Origin of the sequence: Saccharibacillus sp. O23 (assembly GCF_002205895.1) — a bacterium.
GTDB lineage: Bacteria > Bacillota > Bacilli > Paenibacillales > Paenibacillaceae > Saccharibacillus.
The window spans coordinates 181656-206812 of record NZ_NJDE01000004.1 but is presented as its reverse complement, the minus strand read 5'-3'; the positions used below and the strand labels follow the sequence as shown (position 1 = coordinate 206812).

21 protein-coding genes are annotated in these 25157 nt (G+C 60.4%); 19 read left to right on the top strand and 2 right to left on the bottom strand.

Translation table 11 applies throughout. The features are described from left to right. Positions 1-174 precede the first annotated feature (174 nt). Positions 175-1176, top strand: coding sequence for a UV DNA damage repair endonuclease UvsE (gene uvsE / locus CDO73_RS07310; RefSeq protein WP_088487854.1), 1002 nt, complete (start codon positions 175-177; stop codon positions 1174-1176). 74 nt (positions 1177-1250) lie between these two features. Here the strand turns inward: uvsE and CDO73_RS07305 are convergent, their stop codons facing one another. Next, the gene (locus CDO73_RS07305; protein ID WP_088487853.1) at positions 1251-2117 is read right to left on the bottom strand and encodes an alpha/beta hydrolase; all 867 of its coding nucleotides are present in this window, start codon (positions 2115-2117) and stop codon (positions 1251-1253) included. 277 nt (positions 2118-2394) lie between these two features. Here CDO73_RS07305 and CDO73_RS07300 point away from each other — a divergent pair, with 277 nt between their 5' ends. The 17 genes from CDO73_RS07300 to CDO73_RS07220 all read left to right on the top strand — a co-directional run bounded on the left by CDO73_RS07300 (position 2395) and on the right by CDO73_RS07220 (position 22724). Further along, positions 2395-4029 (top strand): AraC family transcriptional regulator, encoded by a 1635-nt coding sequence (locus CDO73_RS07300; protein ID WP_088487852.1) that lies wholly within the window; start codon positions 2395-2397, stop codon positions 4027-4029. 131 nt (positions 4030-4160) lie between these two features. Continuing rightward, a complete protein-coding gene (locus CDO73_RS07295; RefSeq protein ID WP_088487851.1) occupies positions 4161-5198 on the top strand; it encodes an ABC transporter substrate-binding protein in 1038 nt (345 codons plus the stop codon). 2 nt (positions 5199-5200) lie between these two features. Beyond that, the gene (locus tag CDO73_RS07290; protein ID WP_088487850.1) at positions 5201-6214 is read left to right on the top strand and encodes a FecCD family ABC transporter permease; all 1014 of its coding nucleotides are present in this window, start codon (positions 5201-5203) and stop codon (positions 6212-6214) included. Next, on the top strand, positions 6204-7229 hold the full coding sequence (locus CDO73_RS07285; protein WP_088487849.1) for a FecCD family ABC transporter permease: 1026 nt from the start codon (positions 6204-6206) through the stop codon (positions 7227-7229). Before CDO73_RS07290 ends, CDO73_RS07285 begins: the two co-directional genes overlap by 11 nt. 263 nt (positions 7230-7492) lie before the next feature. Next, the gene (locus tag CDO73_RS07280) at positions 7493-8440 is read left to right on the top strand and encodes a LysR family transcriptional regulator (RefSeq protein ID WP_088487848.1); all 948 of its coding nucleotides are present in this window, start codon (positions 7493-7495) and stop codon (positions 8438-8440) included. Positions 8441-8693: 253 nt separating this feature from the next. Further along, a complete protein-coding gene (locus tag CDO73_RS07275; RefSeq protein ID WP_088487847.1) occupies positions 8694-9662 on the top strand; it encodes a DUF1177 domain-containing protein in 969 nt (322 codons plus the stop codon). Continuing rightward, positions 9659-10387 (top strand): AroM family protein, encoded by a 729-nt coding sequence (locus CDO73_RS07270; protein WP_088487846.1) that lies wholly within the window; start codon positions 9659-9661, stop codon positions 10385-10387. Before CDO73_RS07275 ends, CDO73_RS07270 begins: the two co-directional genes overlap by 4 nt. Positions 10388-10467: 80 nt before the next feature. After that, positions 10468-11415, top strand: a complete 948-nt coding sequence (locus CDO73_RS07265) for an aminopeptidase (RefSeq protein WP_088487845.1) — start codon at positions 10468-10470, stop codon at positions 11413-11415. 21 nt (positions 11416-11436) lie between these two features. Continuing rightward, on the top strand, positions 11437-12090 hold the full coding sequence (locus tag CDO73_RS07260) for an aspartate/glutamate racemase family protein (protein ID WP_088487844.1): 654 nt from the start codon (positions 11437-11439) through the stop codon (positions 12088-12090). 369 nt (positions 12091-12459) lie between these two features. Beyond that, entirely contained in the window at positions 12460-14049 is a 1590-nt protein-coding gene (locus CDO73_RS07255) for a PucR family transcriptional regulator (protein WP_256972600.1), read from the top strand. 301 nt (positions 14050-14350) lie between these two features. Further along, positions 14351-15361, top strand: coding sequence for an ABC transporter permease (locus tag CDO73_RS07250; protein WP_179218614.1), 1011 nt, complete (start codon positions 14351-14353; stop codon positions 15359-15361). A 21-nt stretch (positions 15362-15382) separates the two neighbouring features. Continuing rightward, complete coding sequence (locus CDO73_RS07245) at positions 15383-16294, top strand: ABC transporter permease (protein ID WP_088487843.1); 912 nt, start codon at positions 15383-15385, stop codon at positions 16292-16294. Positions 16295-16336: 42 nt separating this feature from the next. Next, the gene (locus CDO73_RS07240) at positions 16337-17911 is read left to right on the top strand and encodes an ABC transporter substrate-binding protein (RefSeq protein ID WP_088487842.1); all 1575 of its coding nucleotides are present in this window, start codon (positions 16337-16339) and stop codon (positions 17909-17911) included. Positions 17912-17938: 27 nt separating this feature from the next. Beyond that, positions 17939-19273: a M20 family metallopeptidase gene (locus tag CDO73_RS07235; protein WP_373446972.1), complete on the top strand. Its 1335-nt coding sequence runs from the start codon at positions 17939-17941 to the stop codon at positions 19271-19273. Positions 19274-19323: 50 nt separating this feature from the next. Next, positions 19324-20313, top strand: a complete 990-nt coding sequence (locus CDO73_RS07230) for an ABC transporter ATP-binding protein (RefSeq protein WP_088487901.1) — start codon at positions 19324-19326, stop codon at positions 20311-20313. After that, complete coding sequence (locus tag CDO73_RS07225; RefSeq protein ID WP_088487841.1) at positions 20310-21317, top strand: ABC transporter ATP-binding protein; 1008 nt, start codon at positions 20310-20312, stop codon at positions 21315-21317. Before CDO73_RS07230 ends, CDO73_RS07225 begins: the two co-directional genes overlap by 4 nt. A 261-nt stretch (positions 21318-21578) precedes the next feature. Then, positions 21579-22724, top strand: a complete 1146-nt coding sequence (locus CDO73_RS07220) for a Gfo/Idh/MocA family protein (protein ID WP_256972602.1) — start codon at positions 21579-21581, stop codon at positions 22722-22724. Between the two features lie 136 nt (positions 22725-22860). On the opposite strand, the gene CDO73_RS07215 is transcribed toward CDO73_RS07220, so the two are convergent. Beyond that, positions 22861-23292 carry a PH domain-containing protein gene (locus tag CDO73_RS07215; RefSeq protein WP_088487839.1) on the bottom strand — a complete coding sequence of 144 codons (432 nt, stop codon included), beginning with the start codon at positions 23290-23292 and terminating at the stop codon, positions 22861-22863. 282 nt (positions 23293-23574) lie between these two features. On the opposite strand from CDO73_RS07215, the gene CDO73_RS07210 reads away from it, so the two are divergent. After that, entirely contained in the window at positions 23575-25002 is a 1428-nt protein-coding gene (locus tag CDO73_RS07210) for an amino acid permease (protein WP_088487838.1), read from the top strand. Positions 25003-25157 lie beyond the last annotated feature (155 nt).

Sequence of the window (25157 nt, the reverse complement as noted above, 5' to 3'; positions counted from 1 at the left end):
TCGAATCCGATCATATCGGGCCTTGCCGAGCGGCGCAATCGCTGTACGGCAAGGCTTTTTTGCGGCGAAAAAGCGTACCGTCGACGAAGGCGGAGCGTGGACGATGATTATGCGGCGGGAATTTGCGGTATGGGTTAATATGCTTTTTCGACAAAAAAGGAGCTGTCTGCCTCTATGATCGTTCGTTTCGGATATGTCGCCATGTCGCTCGAAATCCAAAACTCTTCGCCGTCCAAAACGATGACGATGGCCCGTTTCGCCAAACTGCCCGATCGCGAAGCGGCGCTTCGGCAGCTTGAGCGGATCGCGGAAGAGAATCTTCGCAATACGCTGCGCCTGCTGCGCCACAACGTCGCGGAAGGGATCGAGATGTACCGTTTTTCTTCCAAATTGATTCCGCTCGCGACCCATGCGGATCTTCAAGATTGGGACCCCTTCGAAGCGTTGGCCGAGCCGTTCGCGGAGATAGGAGAATACGTGCGCGAGCATAAGCTCCGGGTCTCGTTCCATCCCGATCATTACACCGTGCTCAGCACGCCGAGACCGGAAGTGTTGATCTCGTCCGTGCGCGATCTGCGCTACCATGTCAAGATGCTGCAAGCGATGGGATTGGACGCGCGGGCCAAAAACAATATCCATATCGGCGGCGCTTACGGAGACAAGCCTTCGGCCGCCGATCGTTTCGTCGAACATTTCGCCGGGCTGGACCCCGATATTCAATGCCGCCTGACGCTGGAAAACGACGACAAAACGTTCACGACCGGCGAAACGCTGGAAGCCGCGCGGCGAACAGGACTGCCGATGGTGCTCGATATCCACCACCACTGGGTCAACAGCGGCGGCGAGCCGGCCTCGGATTGGTGGCCTGAAGTCGCGCGCACGTGGGAATCGGAGCTTGCGCGCATCGACGTGCCTCAAGGCGAGACGCTTCCGCCGAAGATCCATGCGTCCAGTCCCAAGAGCGAGACCGACCGCCGAAGCCATGCGGACGGGGTGGAAGCCGGACCTCTGCTGGAATTCCTGCGCGCTGCCGCCCGAACTTCCCCGCAGATCGACGTGATGCTGGAAGCCAAGCATAAGGATCGGGCTTTGTTCGGACTGATGCGCGATCTGGAAGCTTACCAGGGAGACGGCGTGAAGATTCTGGGCGGGGGGAAGATCGAAGTGGAGGCGTAACGGATACGCGAAAAGTCCTCTCGGGCATGGGCCGGAGAGGACTTTTTTTTGCGCGAAAAGCGCCTTGCGACCTTCTACAGCGCCGCCGTGCGCAGCATCGGGCTGACCAGCGAAGGCAGCGTCGAACCGTGATTCTCGCCTTCGAACAGGCGGAAGCGGACGTTCAAGCCGTATTCGCGCAGCGGTTCGAGCCGCTCGTACAGCGCACGTGCATTCCGAACCATCGGGAACGGGGCTTCGCTTTCCAGCTCTCCGAGCGCGATCAGCAGATTCAGCTCGCGCTTGCCTTCGCGCAGCCGTTCGGCGAACGCCGCTTCTTCTTCTTGAATCTGCGGACTTCCCCAATGCAGCGAAGGACTGCCCGCCACATAGCAGCGGAAAGCCTCCGGACGCGTGAACAGCGTATGCAGCGTAAACAATCCGCCGAAAGAATGTCCGAACAGCGTCTGGCGGCTGCGGTCGATCGGCAGCATGGTTTCGATCCGGGGCTTCAGCACGTCTTCGATAAAGCGCAGAAACCGGTCCGCCCCGCCGTGCTCCGGCCGAGGCAGGCCGTCCCGGGACTCGGGCAGATTCTCGGCAGCGACCGGCAGCGTATAGTCGTAACGGCGTTCGGGCGAGAAAGGCAGGCCGCTCGGATAACCGATTCCGACGATGACCGACGGCCGGACGCCGGTCTTGTCGGCGCGCCGCGATTGGGCGCGTGCGGCTTCGCGCACCGTATGAAACACGGCATGGCCGTCGAGCATATAGATCACCGGATAGCCGGCAGCCGGCGCTTCTTGATCGGGAACGGATACGAGAATCCGATATTCGCGTCCTTCGGCGGAGAAGACGGCGAACTGCCGGGCTCCGCTCAATTCGATCGGGAACAGTCCGTCCGCGAGAAGTTCGGAACCGGCGTCTTCGCCGCCTTCCGCGGAAACCAAGTTCGAATGCATGGAGCAAGCCTCCTCGTGCAAAAAATAAGACGTTCGATTCGAACGCGGCCGAGCGATGCGGACGAACGCGAAGCGATGAACAAACGCCTGTTTACGGAAGTATAACGCCGACGGTCGGGCATAGACATGGACGATGTTCAGACAGTGAATGGACGATCGAACGCCGCCTGCCGTTGACTCCTTTTTCGGCAAAAGGTAAAGTAAAGAAAGATTTCAATGAGAAACATTATCAATAACAGCGGAAGCTGTTATCGAATATCGAGGGAGGAGATCCGTTATGGTCATCAATTTCGGAGGAAATCAGGCGAAGCGGGGCGGAATCCTGCCGCATGAAGAACCCGTCTTCCGGCTTCGGGGCATCGAACGGGCAGACTGCGATTCCGGGCGCGAAATCCCGCAGCGACTCGCTTCTTCCTATGTATGGATCGCGGCCGTGGCGGGAGAAGGCACCGTCGTCTGCGAACAAGGCAGGACTCCGCTTGAAGCCGGCGGCATGCTGTTGTTCGCCCCGGGAAGGACTTTCGGGATCGAAACGGGATCGGCCGAAAGCTTTTCCGCCTATCTGCTGCTGTTCGACGTTTTTCGCGAAGAAGAAGCGAATCCCGGCCGACTGCGCGCCTTGACCGGCGAAACCGGATTCCGGTTCGGGCCTTCGGAAATTTATGTGCCCGCCGCCCGGCTGCTTGCAGTCTGCGAGTCGATCGGGCGTTATTGGCAAAGCCCGGAAGTCGGCGAGCGAATGAAAGCCAGAGCCGGTTTTCTGGAATTGATCGGAGAATGGTCGGCGGCTTCGGCCGGTCCGCGCCGCGATCCCGAGAAGCTGCTTCAACGCACCAAGACTTTTATCGACGAACATTATCGCGAGCCGCTGAAGTTGGACGAGCTGGCCGATATGGCGGGACTTAGCCGCAATTATTATGTCGGACAGTTCAAGAAGCGCTACGGCAAGAGCGTCGTCGAATACATGACCGATCTTCGTATTCGCCGCGCCAAACGACTGATGGCCGGCGGCTCGGATTTGAAGCTGCGCGAAGTGGCGCAGCAGGTCGGATACAGCGACGAATTCTATTTCAGCCGGCGCTTCAAGCAGGAGACGGGAATCGCGCCGAGCGCTTACGTCAAAAGCCGGGCGCGCCGAATCGCGGCTTACGGTCCGATCGCGACCGGTTATCTGCTCGCGCTCGGGATCATTCCTTATGCCGCTCCGCTGCATCCCAAATGGAACGCTTATTATCACCGTCGGTATGCCGACGATATTCCGGTGCATCTGAGCGGTTACAAACTCGGCGAACATCGGGAAGCCAATCTGAGCCGTTTGGCGCAGAGCCGTCCGGAACGGATCGTATGCGGCGGCGTTTCGGACGAAGAGAAAAGGCGTCTGGAAGAAATCGCCGAAGTCGTCTATATCCGACCGGAAACGGATTGGCGCGCCGCGCTTCGCGAGACGGCCGCCGTTCTGGAAGCGGAGCAGGAAGCCGAACGCTGGTTGGCGTCGTACGACGAAGCCGCGGCGACGATCGGAAGTGCGATCGGGCGGCGGCGCTCCGGCGAACGCACGCTGATGATCCGGTTTATCGACGGCCGTTTCTATTCCGCGGCTTCGTCCTCGGCTGCCGGCGTTCTGCGCTTTGACCTCGGCATCCCGGTCTTCGAATGGCCTGACGAATACGAAGCGCGGGTTCCGCTCGGTCTCGATCTGCTGGCCGCTTCCCGCGCCGATCGCATCCTGCTGCTCGTTTGTCAAGAAGACGCGACATTGGCGGCTTGGGAGCGTCTGCGGCAATCGCCCGAATGGACCGGCCTGCCCGCCGTGGCGTCCGGGAAACTTCATCTGATCGCATCCGATCCGTGGCGGGAGAGCACGCCGAGCGCGCATAAGCGGGTACTGAAAGAGGCGTCGCGGATTTTCTGATTTTGGTTCTATCGGAGAATCGTCCATGATTTCGGGGGAAATCGTGCATGGCGTTCGGGGCAAGCAGTCTCTATGATTTGGTAATGAGAATCATTATCATAAATAGAGAGTTCGAAAGGGGAGCAATCATCATGCATCAACGTTTCAAATCGTTATCCGCCGTGTTTATTCTGGTCCTGACCGTAGGCCTATTGGCCGCCTGCGGCAGCGGCAATCAAGATCGGACTTCCGCGGAGACGCCGAAAAGCGCGGATGCAAGCGCGCAGGCAGCGGCAGCGGACAAGACGGAAACGGCGGCAAACGGACAAACCTCGGACAGCGCGTCCGGCGAGCGTACGATCGAGTACCTCGGCAAAACGTATACGGTTCCTGCCGAAGCGCGGCGGATCGTGATCACGGGCGCGATGGAAGCGATGGAAGACGCGGTAACGCTCGACGTGCATCCGATAGGCGCCATTACATACGCCGGGAAATTCCCGGAGCAGTTCGCGAGCATTACCGATAACGCGCAGTCGATCGGTGAGAAAACGGAGCCCAACTTCGAGACGATCCTGTCGCTCAAACCCGACGTCATTCTGGGCACGACCAAGTTCCCGGAAGAGACGGCCGCGCAGCTCGAGAAGATCGCGCCGACTATTCTGGTGTCGCACATTTCGTCCGATTGGCAGGATAATTTGAAACTGATGGGCGAGTTGACCGGGAAGCAAACGCAGGCTCAAGCGGCGATCGATCAATACGCGGCGGACGTCGAGAACGCCAAAAGCGAAATCGGAAGCAAGACGGAAGGACGTACGGTCATGGCCGTGCGCGTGCGTCAAGGTTCGCTGTACGTCTATCCGGCCGACGTGTTCGTCAACGCCATCTTGTACGGCGATCTGGGGATTGCCGTGCCGGAGATCGTCGCGTCCGCCAAAGCCCAGCAGGAGATTTCCGTCGAACAGTTGGCCGAGATCGATCCGGACGAATTGTTCGTTCAGTTCTCCGAAAACGAAAACGGCAAAGCGCCGAAAGCGTTGGACGAGCTGGAAAGCAATCCGATCGTGCAGCAGTTGAAAGCGTACAAGGACGGCACGCTGTACGTGAACGCGATGAACCCGCTGTCCGAAGGCGGACCGGCCTGGAGCCGCGACCAGTTCTTGAAAGCCGCCGCCGAGAAACTGGCTCGATAATCATGAACGGCAAAAGAAGAATCCGCCCGCTGGCGCTGACGACGATCCTGCTTCCCGCAATCGTCGCCGCGCTGGCGGTTTCGGTTCTGTACGGTGCCAAACAGATCGACGCCTCCGCCGTCCTGGAGGCGATCTTTCGTTTCGATCCGAATAACATCGACCATCAGATTATCGTGCAGTCGCGCATGACCCGAGCGGTCGGCGCGCTGCTGATCGGCGCTTTTCTGGCGATGTCCGGAGCGATCATGCAGGGAATGACCCGCAATTATCTCGCTTCGCCTTCGATCATGGGCGTATCGGACGGTTCGGTCATGGCGGTTACGCTGAGCATGATCCTGCTGCCGGCGACCTCGAATATGGGGACGATCGCGTTCTCGTTGATCGGTTCGGCCGTCGGAGCGGGAATCGTGTTCGGATTGGCTTGGCTGCTGCCGAACGGGACTTCTCCGGTCCGCATGGCGATTCTCGGCACGATCATCGGAACCTTTCTGGGCGGAGTCGCCGAAGCGGCGGCCATGTATTTTCAAGTGTCCCAATCGATCAGCTTCTGGTACAACGCCCGCCTCGATCAGATGAACCCGGCGATGATCAAGCTCGCGCTGCCGTTTGCCGCGGTCGGCATCGTGCTGGCCCTGTGTTTGTCGCGTTCGGTGACCGTCTTGTCGATGGGAGACGACATCGCGGCCGGACTCGGCCAGCGAACGGGGCTCGTCAAAGGCCTGTCCATGCTCTGCGTCGTGATCTTGACCGGCATCTCCGTCGCGCTGGCGGGCAAGATCGCTTTTGTCGGTTTGTTGGTTCCGCATATCGTCCGCTTTTTCGTCGGAACGGATTATCGGAGCATCATCCCGTTCAGCGCGCTGGTCGGCGGATTGTTTCTGGTGTTCTGCGATATCCTCAGCCGATTCGTGAACGCGCCGTACGAGACGCCGATCGGCGTCGTCACTTCGCTGCTCGGCGTACCGTTCTTCTTGTACCTGATCAAACGCAAAGGAGGACGCGCCAATGCGCTTTGATTCTCCGCGCCGCACAGCCTCGGTCGCGGCGATCGCGCTCGTCTTGATTCTGGTTATCGCGTATATCAGCGTGACCAACGGCATGTTCGATCTATCGGTCGGCGATGTGGTGCGGACGCTGCTCCGCATCGATCCGATTCCCGAACACGATCTCGTCGTGTTCGATTTCCGCCTGCCGCGGATCGTGATCGCGCTGCTCGTGGGATTCGGTCTGGGCATCGCAGGCTCGGTCGTTCAGGGGATCACCCGGAACGGACTGGCCGACCCCGGGATGCTGGGGATCAATGCGGGAGCGGGCATGGCGATCGTGCTGTTCATGCTGATTCTCCGCGACAAGCTCGATTTCAAGGACGGCTGGCTGTCGTTCATGGCCATGCCGATGTTCGGTCTGTTCGGCGGGCTGGCCGCCGCGGCGCTGATCTTCCTGTTCGCCCAGAATCGCGGGCGTCTGGATCCTCAGCAGTTGATCTTGGTAGGGATCGCCGTCGGTTCCGGCTTCGGAGCGGTCACGCTGTATTTGTCGCTCAAGATGAGCCCGAGCGATTTCGAAGCGGCCGCCGTCTGGTTGGCGGGCAGCCTTCATCGTTCGAATTGGCGGTATATCGCGGCCATGCTGCCGTGGTTCGTGCTGCTGACGCCTTATATCGTATACAAGTCGCGCATGCTGGACGTGATGCAGCTTCGGGACGAGAGTTCGCAAGGACTGGGCGTCGAGCTGACCGGAGAACGGCGCAGACTCGTGTTGGCCGCCGTAGGTCTGGTCGCGGCCTGCGTATCCGTCTCGGGCAGCATCGGCTTCGTCGGCCTGATCGCTCCGCATATCGCCAGAAGGCTGGTCGGCGTTCGTCATCGGCATATGCTGCCGATCTCGGGTCTGATCGGCGCGGCGACGGTAGCGGCCGGCGATCTGATCGGCCGGACCGTCTTCGCGCCGGCCGAACTTGCGGTCGGCGTCGTCGTCTCGATCATCGGCGTGCCTTATTTTGTCTATCTGCTGTTCAAGTCGCGCGTTTGACGCGCCGGAACGATCGAAGATTTCGATAAGTCCGAGAGCCGCGCCGATCCTGATCAGATCAGGGTCGGCGTTTTTGCGGCGTGCCGAGATAACCCAAAGTCCCGATGACTTATAGAAAAAATCGATAAAGAAAAAGCCGAAATCGGCCTGTCGAAAGCGAAGAAAAAGCCTTTTTCTCCATTGACAGCAGGCTATTCGGACACTATGATACACTAAACCGAGTTAATAGATCGGATAAATCATGATGAAAGAGGGGCGGCCGAGTGAACATCGAAAATATCGAGTCTTTCGTCTATATCAACCATTACGGAAGTTTCAACAAAACGGCCGAAGCGCTGTTTCTGTCGCAGCCGTCGGTCACGGCGAGAATCCAGACTTTGGAGCGCGAACTCGGCTGCCGTCTGTTCGACCGGATCGGCAAGCAGGTGGTCCTGACCGAGGAAGGACGCAAGTTTCTTCCTTATGCTCAGGAGATGCTGAAGACGCTGCAAAAAGGACGCCAGCATATCCGGCGTTCGGAGAAGCTTCCGCAGGAACTGCGGATCGGCAGCACGATCTCCGTATCGAATTACCTGATTCCCGAGCTGCTGCCCCGCCTCCACGAACGCTGCCCGGGGATTCACGTCAAATTATCGACCGGCGGCACCGACGAATTGGTCAAACGTCTGCTTGCCGGCGAGATCGATACGGCTTTTATCCGCAAAGTCATGCATCCGGGATTGCGCACCGTCGCTTTTTACGAAGATCCGATCCATCTGTACGTTCGTTCCGATCATCCGTTCGCGCGCGAAGAGTCGATCTCGGCCGTCGATTTGCAGGAACGCCAATTGGTGTTCTTCGAATGCGGAACGCTGGATTGGCTGCGGATTCACCGGTCGTTCGAATCGCTGGATTCGCCGCCGGACATCGCTTATCACGTCGACAATTCGGAAACGGCCAAAAAGCTGATCCTGCGCGGCGCGGGCATCGGGTTCCTGCCGGCCGTGTGCGCGCGCGAAGAAGTCAAAGACGGCCGATTAACGCCGATCCGCGTGCGGGAACTGTCGGAGTTCGCGCTCCAGACCAGCTTGGTCGCGCTGCGTCAGGACGATTCGGCGATCACCCGCCAACTGGCGTCGATCTTCGGCGACGTGGTGCGGGACGGCGAACTGGCGGCTTCCCCGCTGCCGGAACGCGGCGGTCCGGACATGGCGCGCGCGGCCGCGCGGTAAATCGGCCGGCCGCGCCGCGCGTGCTTGCGGAAGCGGCCGACCGCGCGGCTTTGCAGCGAATCCTTGACGATCGAACAGACGGCTTTCCGAACGCGGAATGCCGTTTTTTGCTGCGCCGAAAAGGCTTCGGGACGTGTCAGTTTTATCGGCCGCGGACAAGAATGAGCCGCGCTTTTTAGCGTCTCGGCACATTGTGGAAAGCGAAACGAATAGGCTACCATTGGGAATAAATTCCCGATAAGGAGAGCTGCATATGACCCTTCATGAAACGATGATCAGCTACAGAACGATGGACAGCGCGCATGTCGGAGGGCGCGAGATCGCGCGGCTGTTCGACGCTTATCCGGAAGTGACGGTCGAATCGACCGAGGTACGCGGGGAAAAAGGCAAGACCGATTTCGTGCGCATCGTCGTTCCGGGAACGTCCGGCAAGCTCGCCGGAGGCTCCGCGCCTACGATGGGCATCGTCGGCCGATTGGGCGGGATCGGCGCGCGGCCTTCGCGGATCGGGCTCGTGTCCGACGCGGACGGCGCGGTGGCGGCGGTCGCCGCGGCGCTCAAGCTGGCGGACATGCAGGCGAAAGGCGACCGGTTGGCCGGCGACGTCATCGTGACGACGCATATTTGCCCCGATGCCCCGACGCAGCCGCACGAGCCGGTAGATTTTATGGGCTCGCCGGTAGAGATCGACGTGATGAACCGTTACGAGATCGATCCGGCGATGGACGCCATCGTCTCGATCGATACGACCAAAGGCAATCGCGTGATCAACCATAAAGGCATCGCGCTGTCGCCGACGGTCAAGCAGGGCTATATCCTCCGCGTCAGCGAAGACCTGCTGCGCATCATGGAGATGACGACCGGCGAGCTGCCGGTCACGTTCCCGATCACGACGCAGGACATCACGCCTTACGGCAACGGCTTGTACCATATCAACTCGATTCTCCAACCGGCCGTGGCGACGGACGCTCCGGTGGTCGGGCTGGCGATCACGGCCAAGTCGGCCGTGCCGGGCTGCGGAACGGGCGCGAGTCACGAAGTGGATATCGCCTCGGCGGTACGCTTCGCGGTCGAAACGGCCAAAGAAGTGACCGCGGGCACTTGCCGTTTCTACGATACAAGCGAATTCGCGGCGCTGAACCGGCTGTACGGTTCGATGGAGCGGCTGCAGACGCTCGGCGAGGAGAAGACCGAAGCGGCGATGGAGCCGTCGGGATTATGATCCAGATCGCGAACGAAGGCTTATTCGAAACGGGCTTCCCGGATCGGGCACGGCGCCTCGGGATGATCACGATCGGACAGGCGCCGCGCGCGGACGTGGCGCCGATCTTGGAAGAAGCGCTCGGCGCCGGCATCCGTCTGGTGCAGGTCGGCGCGCTGGACGGCGTCGAAGAAACGGATATTCGGAAGCGGCTTCAACCGGAAGACGGCGAAGACGACCATCTGCTGACGTCGCGTCTGGCGAACGGCCGCTCCGCGGTCTTCTCCCGGAACAAGATTCGTCCGCTGGTCCAGCGGAAGATCGACGAGCTCGAAGATGCCGGAATCAAGCAGATTCTGCTGCTCTGCACCGGCGCGTTTCCCGGTTTGACGACCCGAAGCGCTCTGCTGTACGAGCCGGACCGGCTGCTGCCGCCTCTGCTTAAAGCGCTGGCCGGCGAACGGCGCTTCGGCGTCGTCGGACCGCTCGCGGAGCAGGCGGACAGCCTGCGCTCGAAGTACGGACCTTACGGATTGGACCCGAAGTACGCGGCGGCTTCGCCGTACGAACCGGACCGCGAAGCTTTCCGGCGCGCGGCCGCCGAGCTTCGCGGCGAAGTCGACCTGATCGTGCTCGATTGCATGGGATATACGCGCGAGATGCGGAGCTGGATCGCGGAAGGATCGGACGTTCCGGTCGTGCTGTCGAACGCGATGATCGGCAAAGTCCTCTCGGAAACGGTATAATCGTAGCAGCGGCGGCAAACAAGACCGGATCGGCGGCACCTGCCGGCCCGGTCTTCGTCCGCATCGAAGGAGGAAAAAAGATGAGCGAAACTCGAATCGAAACCGCCCGGAATCTGCTGCGCGACTGCCTCGGCGTCCAAGCCGGCGAATCGCTGGTCGTCGTCGCCGACGACAGCCGGCGCGATCTGGCGGATTCCCTGTACGAAGCGGGCCGGCGTCTGGGCGCGGAGACGGTGCTCGCCGTGATGGGCGAGCGTTCCCGGTCGGGCGAAGAACCGCCTGCGGCCGTGGCCGACGCGATGGCCGCGGCGGCGGCGGTCGTATGCGTCACCCGGCATTCGCTGACGCACACGCAGGCCCGCAAGCGGGCCGCGGCGGCCGGCGCCCGAGTGGCGACCATGCCCGGAATCACGGAAGACATGTTCTCGCAGGGCGCGATCACGGCCGATTACGGCCGGGTACGCGAACTGACCGAGCGCGTGACGGCGCGGCTGTCGGACGTCTCGGAAGTGCGCGTCGAGAAAAACGGGCGCAGCCTGAGCTTCTCGGTCGCCGGCCGGGACGGCGTGCCGAGCACGGGATTGTATCTCAATCCCGGGGAGTCGGGCAATCTGCCTTCGGGCGAAGCGTACATCGCGCCGGTCGAAGGCAGGGGAGGCGGCGAGATTCTCGTCGACGGTTCGATCGCGGGCATCGGAGCTCTGGAAGCGCCCGTCCTGCTGCGGATCGAAGACGGAAGATTGGTCGCGGCCGAAGGGCTCGAAGGCGCGCGGCTGCTGGAGATATTAGGCGGCGGGGAAGGCCGAACGCTGGCGGAATTCGGTATCGGTACGAACGACAAAGCGCGTATCACCGGCGTGGTGTTGGAAGACGAGAAAGTGTACGGCACGATCCATATCGCGTTCGGCAGCAACCATACGTTCGGCGGAACCGTCGACGCGGGCGTGCATATCGACTGCGTGGTAAAAGAACCCGACGTGTATTTCGACGGCAAGCCGGTCATTCGAGCCGGCGAGTGGATCGACTGAAAAAAGGAGGCGGCGGATAACATGCTGGGAATCATTCGCGTGATCACGATGGACAGCGAAGAAGACGTGAACAAGCACGGCGCGCTGATCCGGCGCCGCAGCGGCGTGGAGACCCTGAGCGCCTGCATTCCGGATCAGCCGGAAGGCGTGTACGACGAAGCGACGGAAGCGCAAGCGTCGCCTAAGATCGTCGAACTGGCCCGCGAGTTGGAGCGCCGGGGCTGCACGGCGATCGGGATCAGCTGCGCCGCCGATCCGGCGCTCGAAGAGACGCGGGCCGCGGTCGGCGTCCCGGTCTACGGCGCCGGTTCGTGCGCCGCTCGGCAGGCGCTGGAACTCGCCCCTCGCGCGGGCGTGCTGACGATCCTGCGGGAAGCGCCGCCGCTGATTCGCGGCGCGCTCGGCGAAGCGTATATCGGGACGGAACGCCCCGAAGGCGTCGTAACGACGCTCGATCTGCAAACGCCGCAGGGGCAGGAAGCCGCGATCGAGGCGGCGCTGCGTCTGCGGAATCGCGGGGCGGAAGTCGTCGTATTGGCTTGTACGGGCTTTGCCAGCATCGGCTTCGCCGATCAGCTGCGCGCGCGCACGGGCATCGTCGCCGTCGATCCGATTCTGGCGCTGGGCGTCGAAGCGCTGCGCGCAGGATCGGCCGTCGCGTCCGAGCGGCCTTGATCCGCGAAATCGAACGTCCGACCCGAACACGGCGATGCTGCCTGCCGCGAAGCGACAGCTGTTCGCTCCGCGCGACCCCCGCATTTTCGAGGCGGGGGTCGGATGTCGGCCTCGACGATCGACCTTTGCGAACGTAAAGCTTCATCCGGCGGAACTTCGTTTTCCGCCGGACGAAGCTTTTTTTGCGCGTACTCTGTCCGAATCTTACACTGCGGCGTCAGATTTTCGAGCAAACCTTTTCCAGCGATGGAGAGTGCCGGAAGACGGTAGCGTTTACTTTTTCCGAATAGCTGACATGCCCTATTCTTCACCGTCGATGTCTGATAAACTTACCTGAAAATTGAGCAAGCCGGCGTCGGCCGATGCGCGATGTTGCGGAATATCGGGTCGGTCGGCGCCGCGAATCTGGGAATCGGCGGTGAGAAAGAAGTGGAAAAGACCGGCGTTACGTTACACGAACTGCTTCGCATGCCTCTGTTGGAACAGGCCCGAGTGGTCGGCGGAGCCGTAGGATTGAGCCGCCCCGTGCGTTTTATCGATATCATCGAAGTGCCCGATCTGAAAGGCTGGGTCAAAGAAGGCGTGCTGATGCTGACGACCGCTTATTCGATCCGCCACGATCCGCCGCTGCTGGCGGAAATGATCCGCACGCTGGCGCAAGGCGGCGCGGCGGGGCTGGCGATCAAACCCGCGCGCTTCCTGAACGAGATCCCCGAAGAAGCGCTGGCCGCCAGCGAGCGGTACGGACTGCCGTTGATCGAACTGCCGCCCGAGATCCCGTATACCGACATCACCAAGGCCGTGATGGAACAGGTGCTGGATCGGCAGGCGGTCCTGCTGCGCAGAGCCGACGAGATCTACCGCAAGCTGACTCGCATGGTGTTGGAAAATACGGGCATTCAGGCGGTGCAGGATCAAGTATCGGCGCTGCTGGGCGCGGAAACGGCGGTCGTGGATCATTCCGGCTGCGCGATCGTGTCTTCGCCGGCCGGTTGGGATTATCGGGAAGCGAAGCACCCGCTCCGGCGGGACATCGATCTCGATCGACGAACGGTGGCGCGCCTGTTGGTAAACAAGCGGGAACTGGACGAGATGGAAGAGATCGCGATCGAGCAATCCCGGTTGGTATTGGCTCTGGAACTGATGCGAGACAAGATCGTCGAAGATACGGAGAGCCGTATGCGCGGCAATTTTATCGACGAACTGATGACGCCGCCGGGATTGTCGAAGCACGAAGCGGAGCAGCGCGGACGGCAGCTCGGCATGAATCCCGGCCAACAGTGGCAGGTCGCCGTGATCGAAGGTTCGGTCCCGCCCGAAGAAGACGGGCTGATCCGTCTGCTCCAGCGGGAAGCGGCGAGCCGCGGCGTCAAGCCGCACGCGGAATTCCGCAGCAATCGCGCGATCCTGTTTCTGCCGCTGCCCGCGACTCGCGACGACGACCGCCGCGAACCGGAATCTCTCTGGACGCAGACCGTCGGAGGATGGATGAAAAGCGGGGAAGCGGGATTGCAACGCTGCCGTGCCGGAATCGGCCGCCCCAAATGGCTGTGGGAGATCCATGACGGCTACGGCGAAGCGCGCGGCGCTCTGGCGATCTCGCGCAAGCTCAGCGGCGGCGACTTGACGGCTTACGACGAGATCGAGCTGTACCATTTGCTGCGCGGCACGGCCGACGACGAAGGGTTCAAAGCTTTGTTCGAGCGCAGGCTCGGCAAGCTCAAACGGTACGACGACGAGCACGGCGGAGATCTGCTGCGAACGCTGTTCTTTTATCTCAAAAGCCGAGGGAGCCTGATCGATACGGCCAACAACCTGTTCATCCACCGCAACTCGGTCAAATACCGCTTGGAGCGGATTCGCGATATCGCCGGTTTCGACCTGAACGACCCGCACGAGCAGTTGACCCTGCATCTGTGCTTGATCGCTTATTATTTGTCCGAACAATCATCGGAGTAAGACGGACGAGGCTTCCTCTCGGGGAAGTTCGCGCACCGATGCTTTGATGATATAAAGCGGCTTCGTATTAAAGTTTCGATGCTTTGCCGAAGAAAATAAGTAACACCAAAAGTGATATTCGTGCTGAAAGGACAGAAGAAGCTTCGTTTTTTTAGCGGGAAGGGACGTAGTGAGGGCCGCTTAATGTCGGTAAAATGAGCACAAATCCAAGAAACGCCGGTCGAAACAAAGCTTGGGCGGTCGGACATGCAATGAAACCTGACAAAGAAGTTCGGGCACAACAAACAAAGGGGTGGGTCGATTGTTTGGATATACGGTCAAAAGATTGGGTCAGATGATTCCGTCGCTGCTCGGCATCGTGGTGATCACGTTCATTCTGTCGAGAGTGCTGCCGGGCGATCCGGCGGTGATGATGGCGGGAGAGCAGGCGGACGATTCGGTCATCGAGAACATCCGCCGAGACATGGGACTCGACCAACCGCTGTACATGCAGTTTTTCGCTTACGTCGTTAAGCTGTTCCAAGGCGATCTCGGCATGGCTTACCATACGGGGCATACGGTAACCGCCGATTTCGCCAACCGTTTCCCGGCGACGATCGAGCTGACGCTGTTCAGCATTCTGATCGCCGTGCTGGTCGCGATCCCGGTCGGGATCGTCGCCGCCACGCGCAAGGAATCGATCGCCGATCATATCTCACGCGTGTTCTCGCTGATCGGAGCGTGCGTGCCGATCTTCTGGCTGGGGCTGATGTTCATCTACATCTTCTATTCGATTCTCGGCTGGTCGCCCGCTCCGATGGGCCGAATCAGCGGCGATCTGAATCCGCCGACGAACCTCACCGGTTTGTATCTGGTCGACAGTCTGCTGACCGGCGACTTCGCCGCTTTCCGCTCGAGCCTGTCGCATCTGATCCTGCCGGCGATCTGCCTCAGCACCGGCACGATGGCGATCGTAGCCCGCATGATGCGCTCCAGCATGCTGGAAGTGATCGGACAGGACTTCATCCGTACGGCCCGCGCCAAAGGCATTCACGAATTCCTCGTCATCTCCCGTCACGCGCTGGTCAACGCCCTGATTCCGACGCTGACCGTGCTCGGGCTGCAGTTCGGCTATCTGCTCGGCGGCGCGGTCATTACCGAAACGATCTTCTCTTGGCCGGGCGTCGGCGGTTACGTCACCGATTCCATTCTGGCCGCCGATTACGCGCCGATTCAGGCGTTCACTCTGGTGAGCGCGCTGCTCTACAGCCTGATCAACCTGCTCGTCGACCTGATCTACGGTTGGATCGATCCGCGCATTCGCTACGAGTGACCCACGAAGGAGGCATAAGCCATGAGTGAAACCGCAACGACTCTCGTTCCCAATCCTGTTCCGCAGCCGTCGGCTCGGGCAGACCTGCGCAAGCGGCAGACGTTCGCCCGGCTGCTGCTGAAAAACCGCTTGGCGGTGCTGGGTCTTAGCTTCATCGTGATCTGGACGCTGCTCGCCGTGATCGCGCCGTGGGTATCGCCGTACGAACCGACGCTGACCGACACGGCTTCGAAGCTGCAATCGCCGAACGCCGCGCATTGGTTCGGCACCGACAACTTCGGCCGCGACGTGCTCAGCCGGGTGCTGTACGGAGCGCGCATCAGCATCTGGACCGGACTCATCGCCGTCGCGATCTCGCTGTGCATCGGCGTTCCGCTCGGCGGGATCGCGGCCTATTACGGCGGTCGGCTCGGCAGCGTGATCATGCGCCTGATGGATATTCTGTTGGCGTTCCCGTCGCTGGTGCTGTCGATGGCGATCGCCGCTTCGATCGGCGCGGGACTGACCAGCGCCATGATCGCGGTCGGCATCGTCGGCATTCCCGAATTCGCCCGGCTCATGTACGGCCAGACGATCTCGCTCAAAGAAAAAGAGTATATCGAAGCCAGCCGCGCGATCGGGGTCAAAGACAACGTCATCTTGTTCCGCCATATTCTGCCCAACGCGCTGGCTCCGCTGCTCGTCCAAGCGACGCTCGGCATGGGATTCGCGATCCTGACCGCGTCCAGCCTGAGCTTTCTCGGTCTCGGCGTCAAGCCGCCGATCGCCGAATGGGGCGCCATGATCTCCGAAGGCCGCGAATATATCATCTCGGGACAATGGTGGCTGGTCACCTTCCCGGGTCTCGGCATCGCCACTTCCATACTCGGTTTCAATCTGCTCGGAGACGGCCTGCGCGATATTCTCGATCCGAGGCTTCGCTCCGGGAAGTAAAAATAAGCTTTTGCAGAGCAAACAGGAAAAGGGGAGATTCAGATGAAGAAAATGAAATGGTTCGGCGGTTTTCTGGCCCTCTCGATCGTGCTGAGCGGCTGCGCGAGCAACGCGAATCAGCAGACGGCAAGCGCGGGCGGCGAAAAAGCGAAACCGGCGTTGACCGTCGCTTACTCCGAAGGCGGCACGACGATGGACCCCGCGGAAGCGAGCGATCTGACCTCCGATACGCTTGTTCTGGCCGCTTACGACCAGCTTGTCACGTACGGCAAAAAGACCGTCGACGGCGCGGAAGTCGCCAACACCGACGATATCCAGCCGATGTTGGCCAAGAGTTGGGAAGCTTCGGAGAACGGCACCGTGTATACCTTTACCTTGCAGGATAACGTCAAATTCCAGAGCGGCAATCCGTTGACGTCGGCGGACGTGGTCTACTCGTTCGAGCGTCTGGCGGCGTCCAGCTCCGGCAGCTTCCTCTACGGCATGGCCGATATCAAGAGCGTCGAAGCCCAAGGCGACAAGACGGTCGTGATCACGTTGAACGGGGCCAACCATATGTTCGAGCAGATCATCGCCCTCTACAATTTCTCGATCCTCGATCAGAAGACGGTCGAAGCGCAAAGCGCCGATTACCTTAAGACGAACACGGCCGGTTCCGGCCCGTTCAAGATCGAGAAATGGGACCCGGCGAGCGAAGCGGTATTCGCCGCCAACGAAGAATATTGGAACGGCGCTCCGGCGCTGGGCAAAGTGACGCTGAAGTTCACCAAAGAAGCGTCGAACCGCGTGCTGCTGCTCGATAAAGGTGACGTCGACATGGCGATCGAGATTCCGGCCAAAGACGTCGAATCGCTGAAAAGCAACGCCGACCTGAAAGTGCAGTCCAACGCGAGCAACCGGATCTTGTATTTCGCGATGAACAACAAGGTCGCTCCGTTCGACAACGTCAAGGTCCGTCAAGCGATCTCGTACGCCATCCCTTACGAGCAGTTGATCGGGGACGTCATGTACGGTCAGGCGAAGCAGATGAAAAGCGCGGTCGCGAGCAATACGCCGGGATATACCGATGCGGGCTACGTTTACGAGCATAATCTCGACAAAGCGAAACAGCTGTTGGCCGAAGCCGGCTACGCGGACGGATTCAGTTTCGATCTGACGCTCGGCTCGGGCTTCCAAGACTGGGAAGACGACGCGGTGCTGATTCAGGCGGAACTGGCGAAGATCGGCGTCACGATGAATATCGAGAAAGTGGCGCGCGCCCAATTCCTCGAGATGCAAAAAGAGAAGAACCTGACCGCCTTCATCTCCAAATGGACGTCGTTCGTCAACGATCCGGGCTATCATCTGGGCTTCCTGCTGACCGGCAAAGGTTCGTCGAACTATATCAACTACAGCAATCCGGAAGTCGACGCGCTGTGGGAGCAGGCGGCCAAAGAATCGGATCAGAACAAGCGCAACGAGCTGTACGCCAAAGCGCAGGAACTGATCACGACCGATTCCCCGTGGTCCTACCTGTACGAATACAACCGTATCGTCGGCATGAACGGCAAAGTAAGCGGCTACGTGTATTATCCGGACGAAGTCATCCGCTTCAATACGATTACCAAAGCCCAGTAAAGCGGTCACGAAAAGGAGTGCTGAATGATGAACCTTATCACGGATTGGAACAGCAGGCTGCTGGAAGAAATCGAGAACCGTCAAGACGAACTGTTGGAGCTCTGCTCGGCGCTGATCCGTTTTCCGTCCGAGAACCCGCCCGGCGATTCGCGCGACATCAGCCGGTTCATTATCGATTATTTGAAACGCGCGGGCATCGACACGACGGTGCACGAGACGACCGAAACGATGTGGAACTTGGTCTCGACGCTCGAACGAGCGGACGCGGATAAGGAAGAAAGGCCCGCGAACAAAAAGCTGATCTACTGCGGCCACACGGACGTGGTTCCCGCCGGCGATCTCGAACGCTGGGATTTCGATCCGTTCTGCGGCGAAGTGCGAGACGGCTATATGCTGGGCCGCGGCGCTTCGGACATGAAAGGCGGATTGGCCGGACTGATCTTCGCGACGGCGCTGCTGGCGGAGCTGAAGGTTCCGCTGCAGGGCGATCTGTCGCTTCTGATCGTGCCGGACGAAGAAACGGGCGGCCATCTCGGCGTGCCGTGGGTACTCGATCGCGGCCTTGCGGAAGGCACCGCCGCGGTCATCGCCGAACCTTCGGGTCCGCTGAATCCGACGATCGGACAAAAAGGAAGCTGCTGGTTCGAATTCACGGTCGAAGGCACGCCGGGACACGGCAGCCTGTCGCCCGTGGTAGGCACGAGCGCGATCGTCAAAGCGGCCAAAGGCATCGAAGCGCTGCAAAAACTGTGGGACATCAAGCCGGATATTCCGGAAGAAGTGCAGGAGATCATCCGCATATCCAAAGATTACGCGGTCAACCGCGAAGGCGCTGCGCCGGGCTCGGAGCAGGTGTTCGACCATGTCACGGTCAATATCGGCACGATCGAAGGCGGCACCAAGGTCAACGTCGTGGCCGACCGCTGCACGGTGCAGGTGGACAGCCGCGTGCCGTTCGGCGTCGATTACCTCGCCGTCATGGAACGCGCGAATTCGCTGCTGCTGGAAGCGGGCATCGAGACGACGGTCAAGCCGTTCGGCTTCCAAGGCAACGCGAACTGGACGCCGCCGCATGAGCCGATCGTGGCCGACTTGGTCGGCGCGATCTCCGAAGTCAGCGGCGAAGAAGCTTACGGCGTGCTGCAGTGGGCGTCCAGCGACGCGCGGCATTTCCGCAAGCACGGCATTCCGGTACTCCAATACGGTCCGGCGGAGCTGTCGACCATCCACGGCTTCAACGAGAAAGCGCCGGTGGATCAGATTATTCGATGCGCCAAAGTCTACGCGCTGACCGCTTTGAAATACCTCGGCGCCGCGCAGCCGGCCGTCCACGGGCAGCCGGACGCCGCCGCGACGCCGTAAACGGTCGAGGAAAAGACCGACCAATCGACGAATTTACGGGAGGGATGGCCATGACGGCGAAACTGCTTGAAGTATCGGGGCTTCGAACCGAATTCGTGACCGGCGGAGGCGTCATTCGCGCGGTGGACGGAATCGACCTGAAGATCTCCGAAGGAGAAACGCTCGGCATCGTCGGCGAATCGGGCTGCGGCAAAAGCATTACGTCGCTGTCGATCATGCAGTTATTGCCTTCGAAAATCGGTCGGATCGCGGCGGGCGAGATTCGTTTCAAAGGCGAGGATCTCGTACGCCGATCCGGCCGGGAAGTGCGCCGGGTACGCGGCAACCGAATGGCGATGATCTTTCAAGAGCCGATGACCTCGCTGAATCCCGTGATCCGGATCGGCCGCCAAGTCGCCGAATCGGCGCGTTACCATCTGAAGATCGGGAGAAAAGAAGCGGAAACGCTGGCGATCGAAATGCTGCGCAAAGTCGGCATCTCGCGTCCCGAACAGATCGTGAAGCAGTATCCGCACGAACTGTCGGGCGGCATGCGTCAGCGCGTCATGATCGCGATGGCGATGGTCTGCAAGCCGGAGCTGCTGATCGCCGACGAACCGACGACCGCGCTGGACGTGACGATTCAGGCGCAGATCCTCGATCTGATGCGCGAGCTCCAGCGCGAAGAAGGGACGGCGATCCTGATGATCACCCACGATCTGGGCGTCGTTGCCGAGATGTGCGATCGGGTGGTCGTCATGTACGCCGGGCAGATCGTCGAAGAAACGGACGTGCGCACGCTGTTTCGCAGCCCGCAGCATCCGTATACCCGAGGTCTGCTCGATTCGCTGCCGCAGCTGTCGGAAGGACGCGAGCGTCTGGCCTCCATCCCGGGACAAGTTCCCAACCCGCTGGAGCTTCCGGCGGGCTGCCGCTTCGCTCCGCGCTGCCCGGTGAAGATGCGGGAATGCGAAGAAGCCGTGCCGGAACTGCTGACGACGGAAGAAGGCCATCAATGCCGCTGCTTCCTGCGGCAGAAAGAGAAGGAGGCGGTATCATGAGCACGCTGGAAACCGCGGCGCCGCGAATCGCGGCCGATTCCGATACGCTGCTGGAGATTCGCGATCTGACCAAACATTATCCCGTCCGCAAAAAGTTGTTCGGTCGACGGCCGGCCGGAGCGGTCCGCGCCGTGGACGGCATCAGCCTGTCGATCAAGCGCGGCGAAACGATCGGGATCGTCGGCGAGTCCGGCTGCGGCAAATCCACCACCGGCCGAGCGGTGCTGCGCTTGGTCGAACCGACGGCGGGCGAGATCCTGTTCGAAGGCACGGACGTGCGCGCGCTGAATCCCGAACAGCTCCGCAAATTCCGCACGAATATGCAGATGGTGTTCCAAGACCCTTACGCGTCGCTCGACCCGCGCTGGACGGTGCGGCAGATTCTCGAAGAGCCGCTGCGCACGCACGAGCCGTCGAGCCAGCGGGAACGGGAAGAGCGGATCGACGCCTTGATGGAAACGGTCGGCTTGTCGCCGTACCACGCCGGCCGTTTCCCGCACGAGTTCTCGGGCGGCCAGCGCCAGCGAATCGGGATTGCGCGCGCGCTTGCGCTGAATCCGCGCTTCATCGTCTGCGACGAGCCGGTATCCGCGCTCGACGTATCGATCCAATCGCAGGTGCTGAACTTGATGCAGGATCTGCAGGAGCGTCTCGGCTTGACTTACATGTTCATCTCGCACGACTTGTCGGTCGTCCGTTTTATCAGCGATCGGGTGGGCGTGATGTATCTGGGCAAATTGGTCGAGCTGGCGCCGACCCGGGAGCTGTTCGATCTGCCGCTGCATCCGTATACGCAGGCGCTGATGTCGGCCGTCCCGCAGCCCGACCCGGACGCGCCGCGCGACCGGATCGTGCTGAAAGGCGACGTGCCCAGCCCGGCTAATCCGCCTTCCGGCTGCGCGTTCCATACCCGATGTCCGGCCGCGATGGACCGCTGCCGTTCGGAGATGCCCGAGCTGCGGGAACAGAGCGGCCGTCAGGTAGCCTGCCATCTGTACGGTTAGCGGATCGGTGAGGATCATGCCGGCCGAAATCCGGAAATTCGCGATACCGTCAGACGCCCGCCGCGGAAGGTTCAACCTTTCGCGGCGGGCGCTTTTCGTTTGTTCGCGTTTTTCTTGTTCAAGCTTTTCCTGACCGAACTTTCTTTGAGCCGGCGTTTTCGTTACAATCAAGGTTGTAAGCGATCTCATGCAAAACCTATCAAAGTTTGGCGAATGCCGGAAAGGTGGAACTTTTTGTTGAACGGTAAAGTGAACGTAGGGATGATCGGCTACAAATTCATGGGCAAAGCGCACAGCAACGCGTACCGCGCGCTGCCGATGTTTCTTCCGGACGTGCCGAAACCGGTCATGACCGCGATCTGCGGCCGCGACGAACAAGCGGTGCGGGCGGCGGGCGAGCAGTTCGGTTGGCAGAGCGTCGAGACGGATTGGCGCCGTCTGGTGGAACGGAGCGATATCGATCTGGTGGATATCAACGCGCCGAGCGACGCGCACAAAGAAATTGCGCTGGTCGCGGCGGCGGCAGGCAAACATATTTTCTGCGAGAAGCCGCTCGCGCTCAGCCTCGCCGACGCGAACGAGATGCTGGAAGCCGCGGAACGCGCGGGCATCAAACATATGGTCGGCTTCAACTATCGATTCGCGCCGGCGGTACGCCTCGCGAAGAAACTGATCGACGAAGGGCGTCTCGGCAAGATCTATCATTTCCGCGGGTTGTTCTTGCAGGACTGGATTCTGGACCCGGATTTCCCGCTCGTCTGGCGGCTGCGAAAAGAAGTGGCCGGTTCCGGCTCGCTCGGCGATCTGGGCGCGCATACGATCGATATGGCCCGCTATCTGGTCGGCGAATTCGCCGAGGTGGTCGGCATGAGCGAGACGTTTATCAAAGAACGGCCGATGCCGACGGAGATGACGGGGCTGACGGCCAAAGGCAATGCGGACGGTCCGCGCGGTCCGGTGACGGTCGACGACGCGGCCATGTTCATGGCGAGATTCGAAAGCGGCGCACTCGGAACCTTCGAGGCCACGCGGTTCGCGGCGGGACATCGCAGCACCAATTCGTTCGAGATCAACGGCAGTCTGGGCAGCGTGCGGTTCGACTTCGAACGGATGAACGAACTCGAAGTGTATTTCACGAGCGACGACGAAGACGTGCAGGGCTTCCGCCGCGTGCTGGCGACCGACGCCGCGCACGATTACATGCAAGCTTGGTGGCCGGCGGGACATACGATCGGCTATGAACATACGGTGACGCACGAAGTCCACGAACTGATGCGGGCGATCGCCGAAGACCGCCAGCCGGTCCCGAATTTCGTGGACGGCGTACGCTGCCAGGCGGTGCTCGAAGCGGTTGAACGCTCAGCGGCGGAGAAGCGTTGGGTGAGCTTGAGCGAGTTGGAAGGTTAAGAGAAGAAGCCAAATCAAGCGAAGGGTCGAAATCGCGAAGCGTCAAAAAGAAAAGAATCACGAACCGAAAAAAGAACCTGCTCCTCGCGGAGCAGGTTCTTTTTTTGCGGATCGATAGAAGCCTTCGATCGTCTGCTCAAGCGTCCTTCTTGACGTTAGGCACGTCCACGACGATCTTGCGGTTGATCGATTTGAGCTGCTTCAGAAACTCTTCTTCGCGTTCGGGCGAGATCAGGATGCTGCCGCCGGCGTACGCGATCTCCAGCCGGTCGCGGGAGTGGGCCGGGCCCGAACTCATGCTGCGCTTGCGGCCGATCTTCTCGATCTTGTCGATCGGAATGTTCCAGTTCAGGACGCCGGAGCGCACGCGCAGACGATCGCCTTGAATCTCGTAATTCGTCACGAACCAAGTCGACACGACGAACATCAGGATGATCAGCCAGACCGGAATGAACATCACGGAGCCGGTCGAGAGGGCCATCCAGACCAGAATGAGCAGAACCAGGATCGTAGCCCAGTTCAACGTGAAGAAAAAGACGTCTTTATCGCTTTTGTATCGATTATTCATACCCGCCTCCGAAATCCTATGATGTCTTTATTCTACAGGAGCGAAGAGGTTCGGCACAATCATTCGGCAAAAGAAGCGCAGAACCGCAAATGTCCGCGACCGGCAGACAGTACGAATTGTGGACATGATTCGAATTTTTGCGCAGTCTGATCGTCCCAAGACAAAAAAGTTCCGTAACGCTCTTTCGCTTTACCAGAGAAAAGTGTATAGTAAGAGGCCGGGGCGCGTCGTTGCGACTCCTTGCTAAAGAGAAAGTGCGTGTACGGAAAAGGGGTAATTTCATTGAGCAAGGGAAAGACATTGGGATTCTGGATATTGACGGCATTGGTCGTCGGCAACATGGTGGGATCGGGGATCTTTATGCTTCCGCGTTCGCTGGCCGAAGCCGCGAGCCCGGCCGGTACGGTACTCGCCTGGTCGGTCACCGGATTCAGCGTGCTGATGTTGGCGCTCGTGTTCGGCAACTTGGCGCTTCGCAAACCGGAGCTGAACGGCGGACCGCAAATTTATGCCAAAGAATTGTTCCCGAACAGCCCGGCGCTGTCGCTGCTGTCGGGATTCATGTCGAGCTGGGGTTACTGGATCGGCAATATCGCGGGCTTCGTGGCTGTGATCACGACGTTCGCCAGCTATCTGTCGACGTTCTTCCCGGTGATGAACAGCACGCAGGTGCTGCTCTCGTCGGGAAGCTTCGAATTGACGGTCGGACACTCGCTGAACTTCGTCGTCTGTTCGCTGCTGCTGTGGGGAACGCACGCGCTGGCGCTGCGAGGGATCGAGGGGGCCGGACGGTTGAACTTGATCGCCACGGCGACCAAAGTCATCGGATTCGCGCTGTTTATCGTGATCGCGCTGTTTATGTTCCAATCGTCCACGATGGGCGATTTCGCCGGCGCGCATCTGGACGAAACGGGACGATCCGTGTCGCTGTTGTCGCAGATCAACGGCGCGGCGGTCGTAACGCTGTGGGCGTTTATCGGGGTGGAATCGGCGACGGTATTCGCGGCGCGCGCGAGACGCAAAAAAGACGTCAGCCGCGCCACGATGGCGGGACTCGGCATCTCGCTGGTACTGTACGTCGGCATCAGCATCCTGACGATGGGCCTGCTGCCGAGAGAACAGCTCATGCAATCGCAGAATCCGCTCGTCGACGCCATGACCGCGGTGATCGGCCCGGTCGGCGGCTATCTGCTGGCCGCGCTCGGCTTGATCAGCCTGATCGGTTCGACGATCGGCTGGGTGCTGCTGAGCGCCGAAGTGCCTTACGAAGCGGCCAAGCAGCGGGTGTTCTTGCAGCCGTTCCGCCAAGAGAACGGACGCGGCATGCCGAAGCTGTCGCTGTGGATCTCCAACGGCATCGGCCAACTTCTGATCTTCTCGACCGTCTCCGGTTCGATCTCGCAGGCGTTCGATTTCATTATCGTCGTGGCGACGCTGGCTTATCTCGTGCCTTATCTGATCGCTTCGGTCTATCAACTGAAGCTGACGCTGACGGGCGAAGGATATGCGGCGGCGCGCGAACGCCGCATCGACGGAGCCGTCGCCGTGCTCGCCACGATCTATTCGGCTTGGGTCGTCTACGCGGGCATGGGCGATTGGCAGACGTTCTTGTTCGGCGTGCTGCTGCTGGCGAGCGGGATCGTGCTTTATCCGCTGCTGCGAAAGCAGCTTCGGGACACGGAGGTATCGGGCAGCCGTAAGGTTTCCTGATCCCGCGACGTATCATCGGCATAGAAAAGGCGATCGCTTCGGCGGTCGTTTTTTTGTGCCTTTATCTCTTTATATGCAAAAAATGAGATAAAGGCGAAACTTTCCTGAATAGGACCCGTATCAGGACTTATGGCTTGCAGGCAAGCAAGACTTTA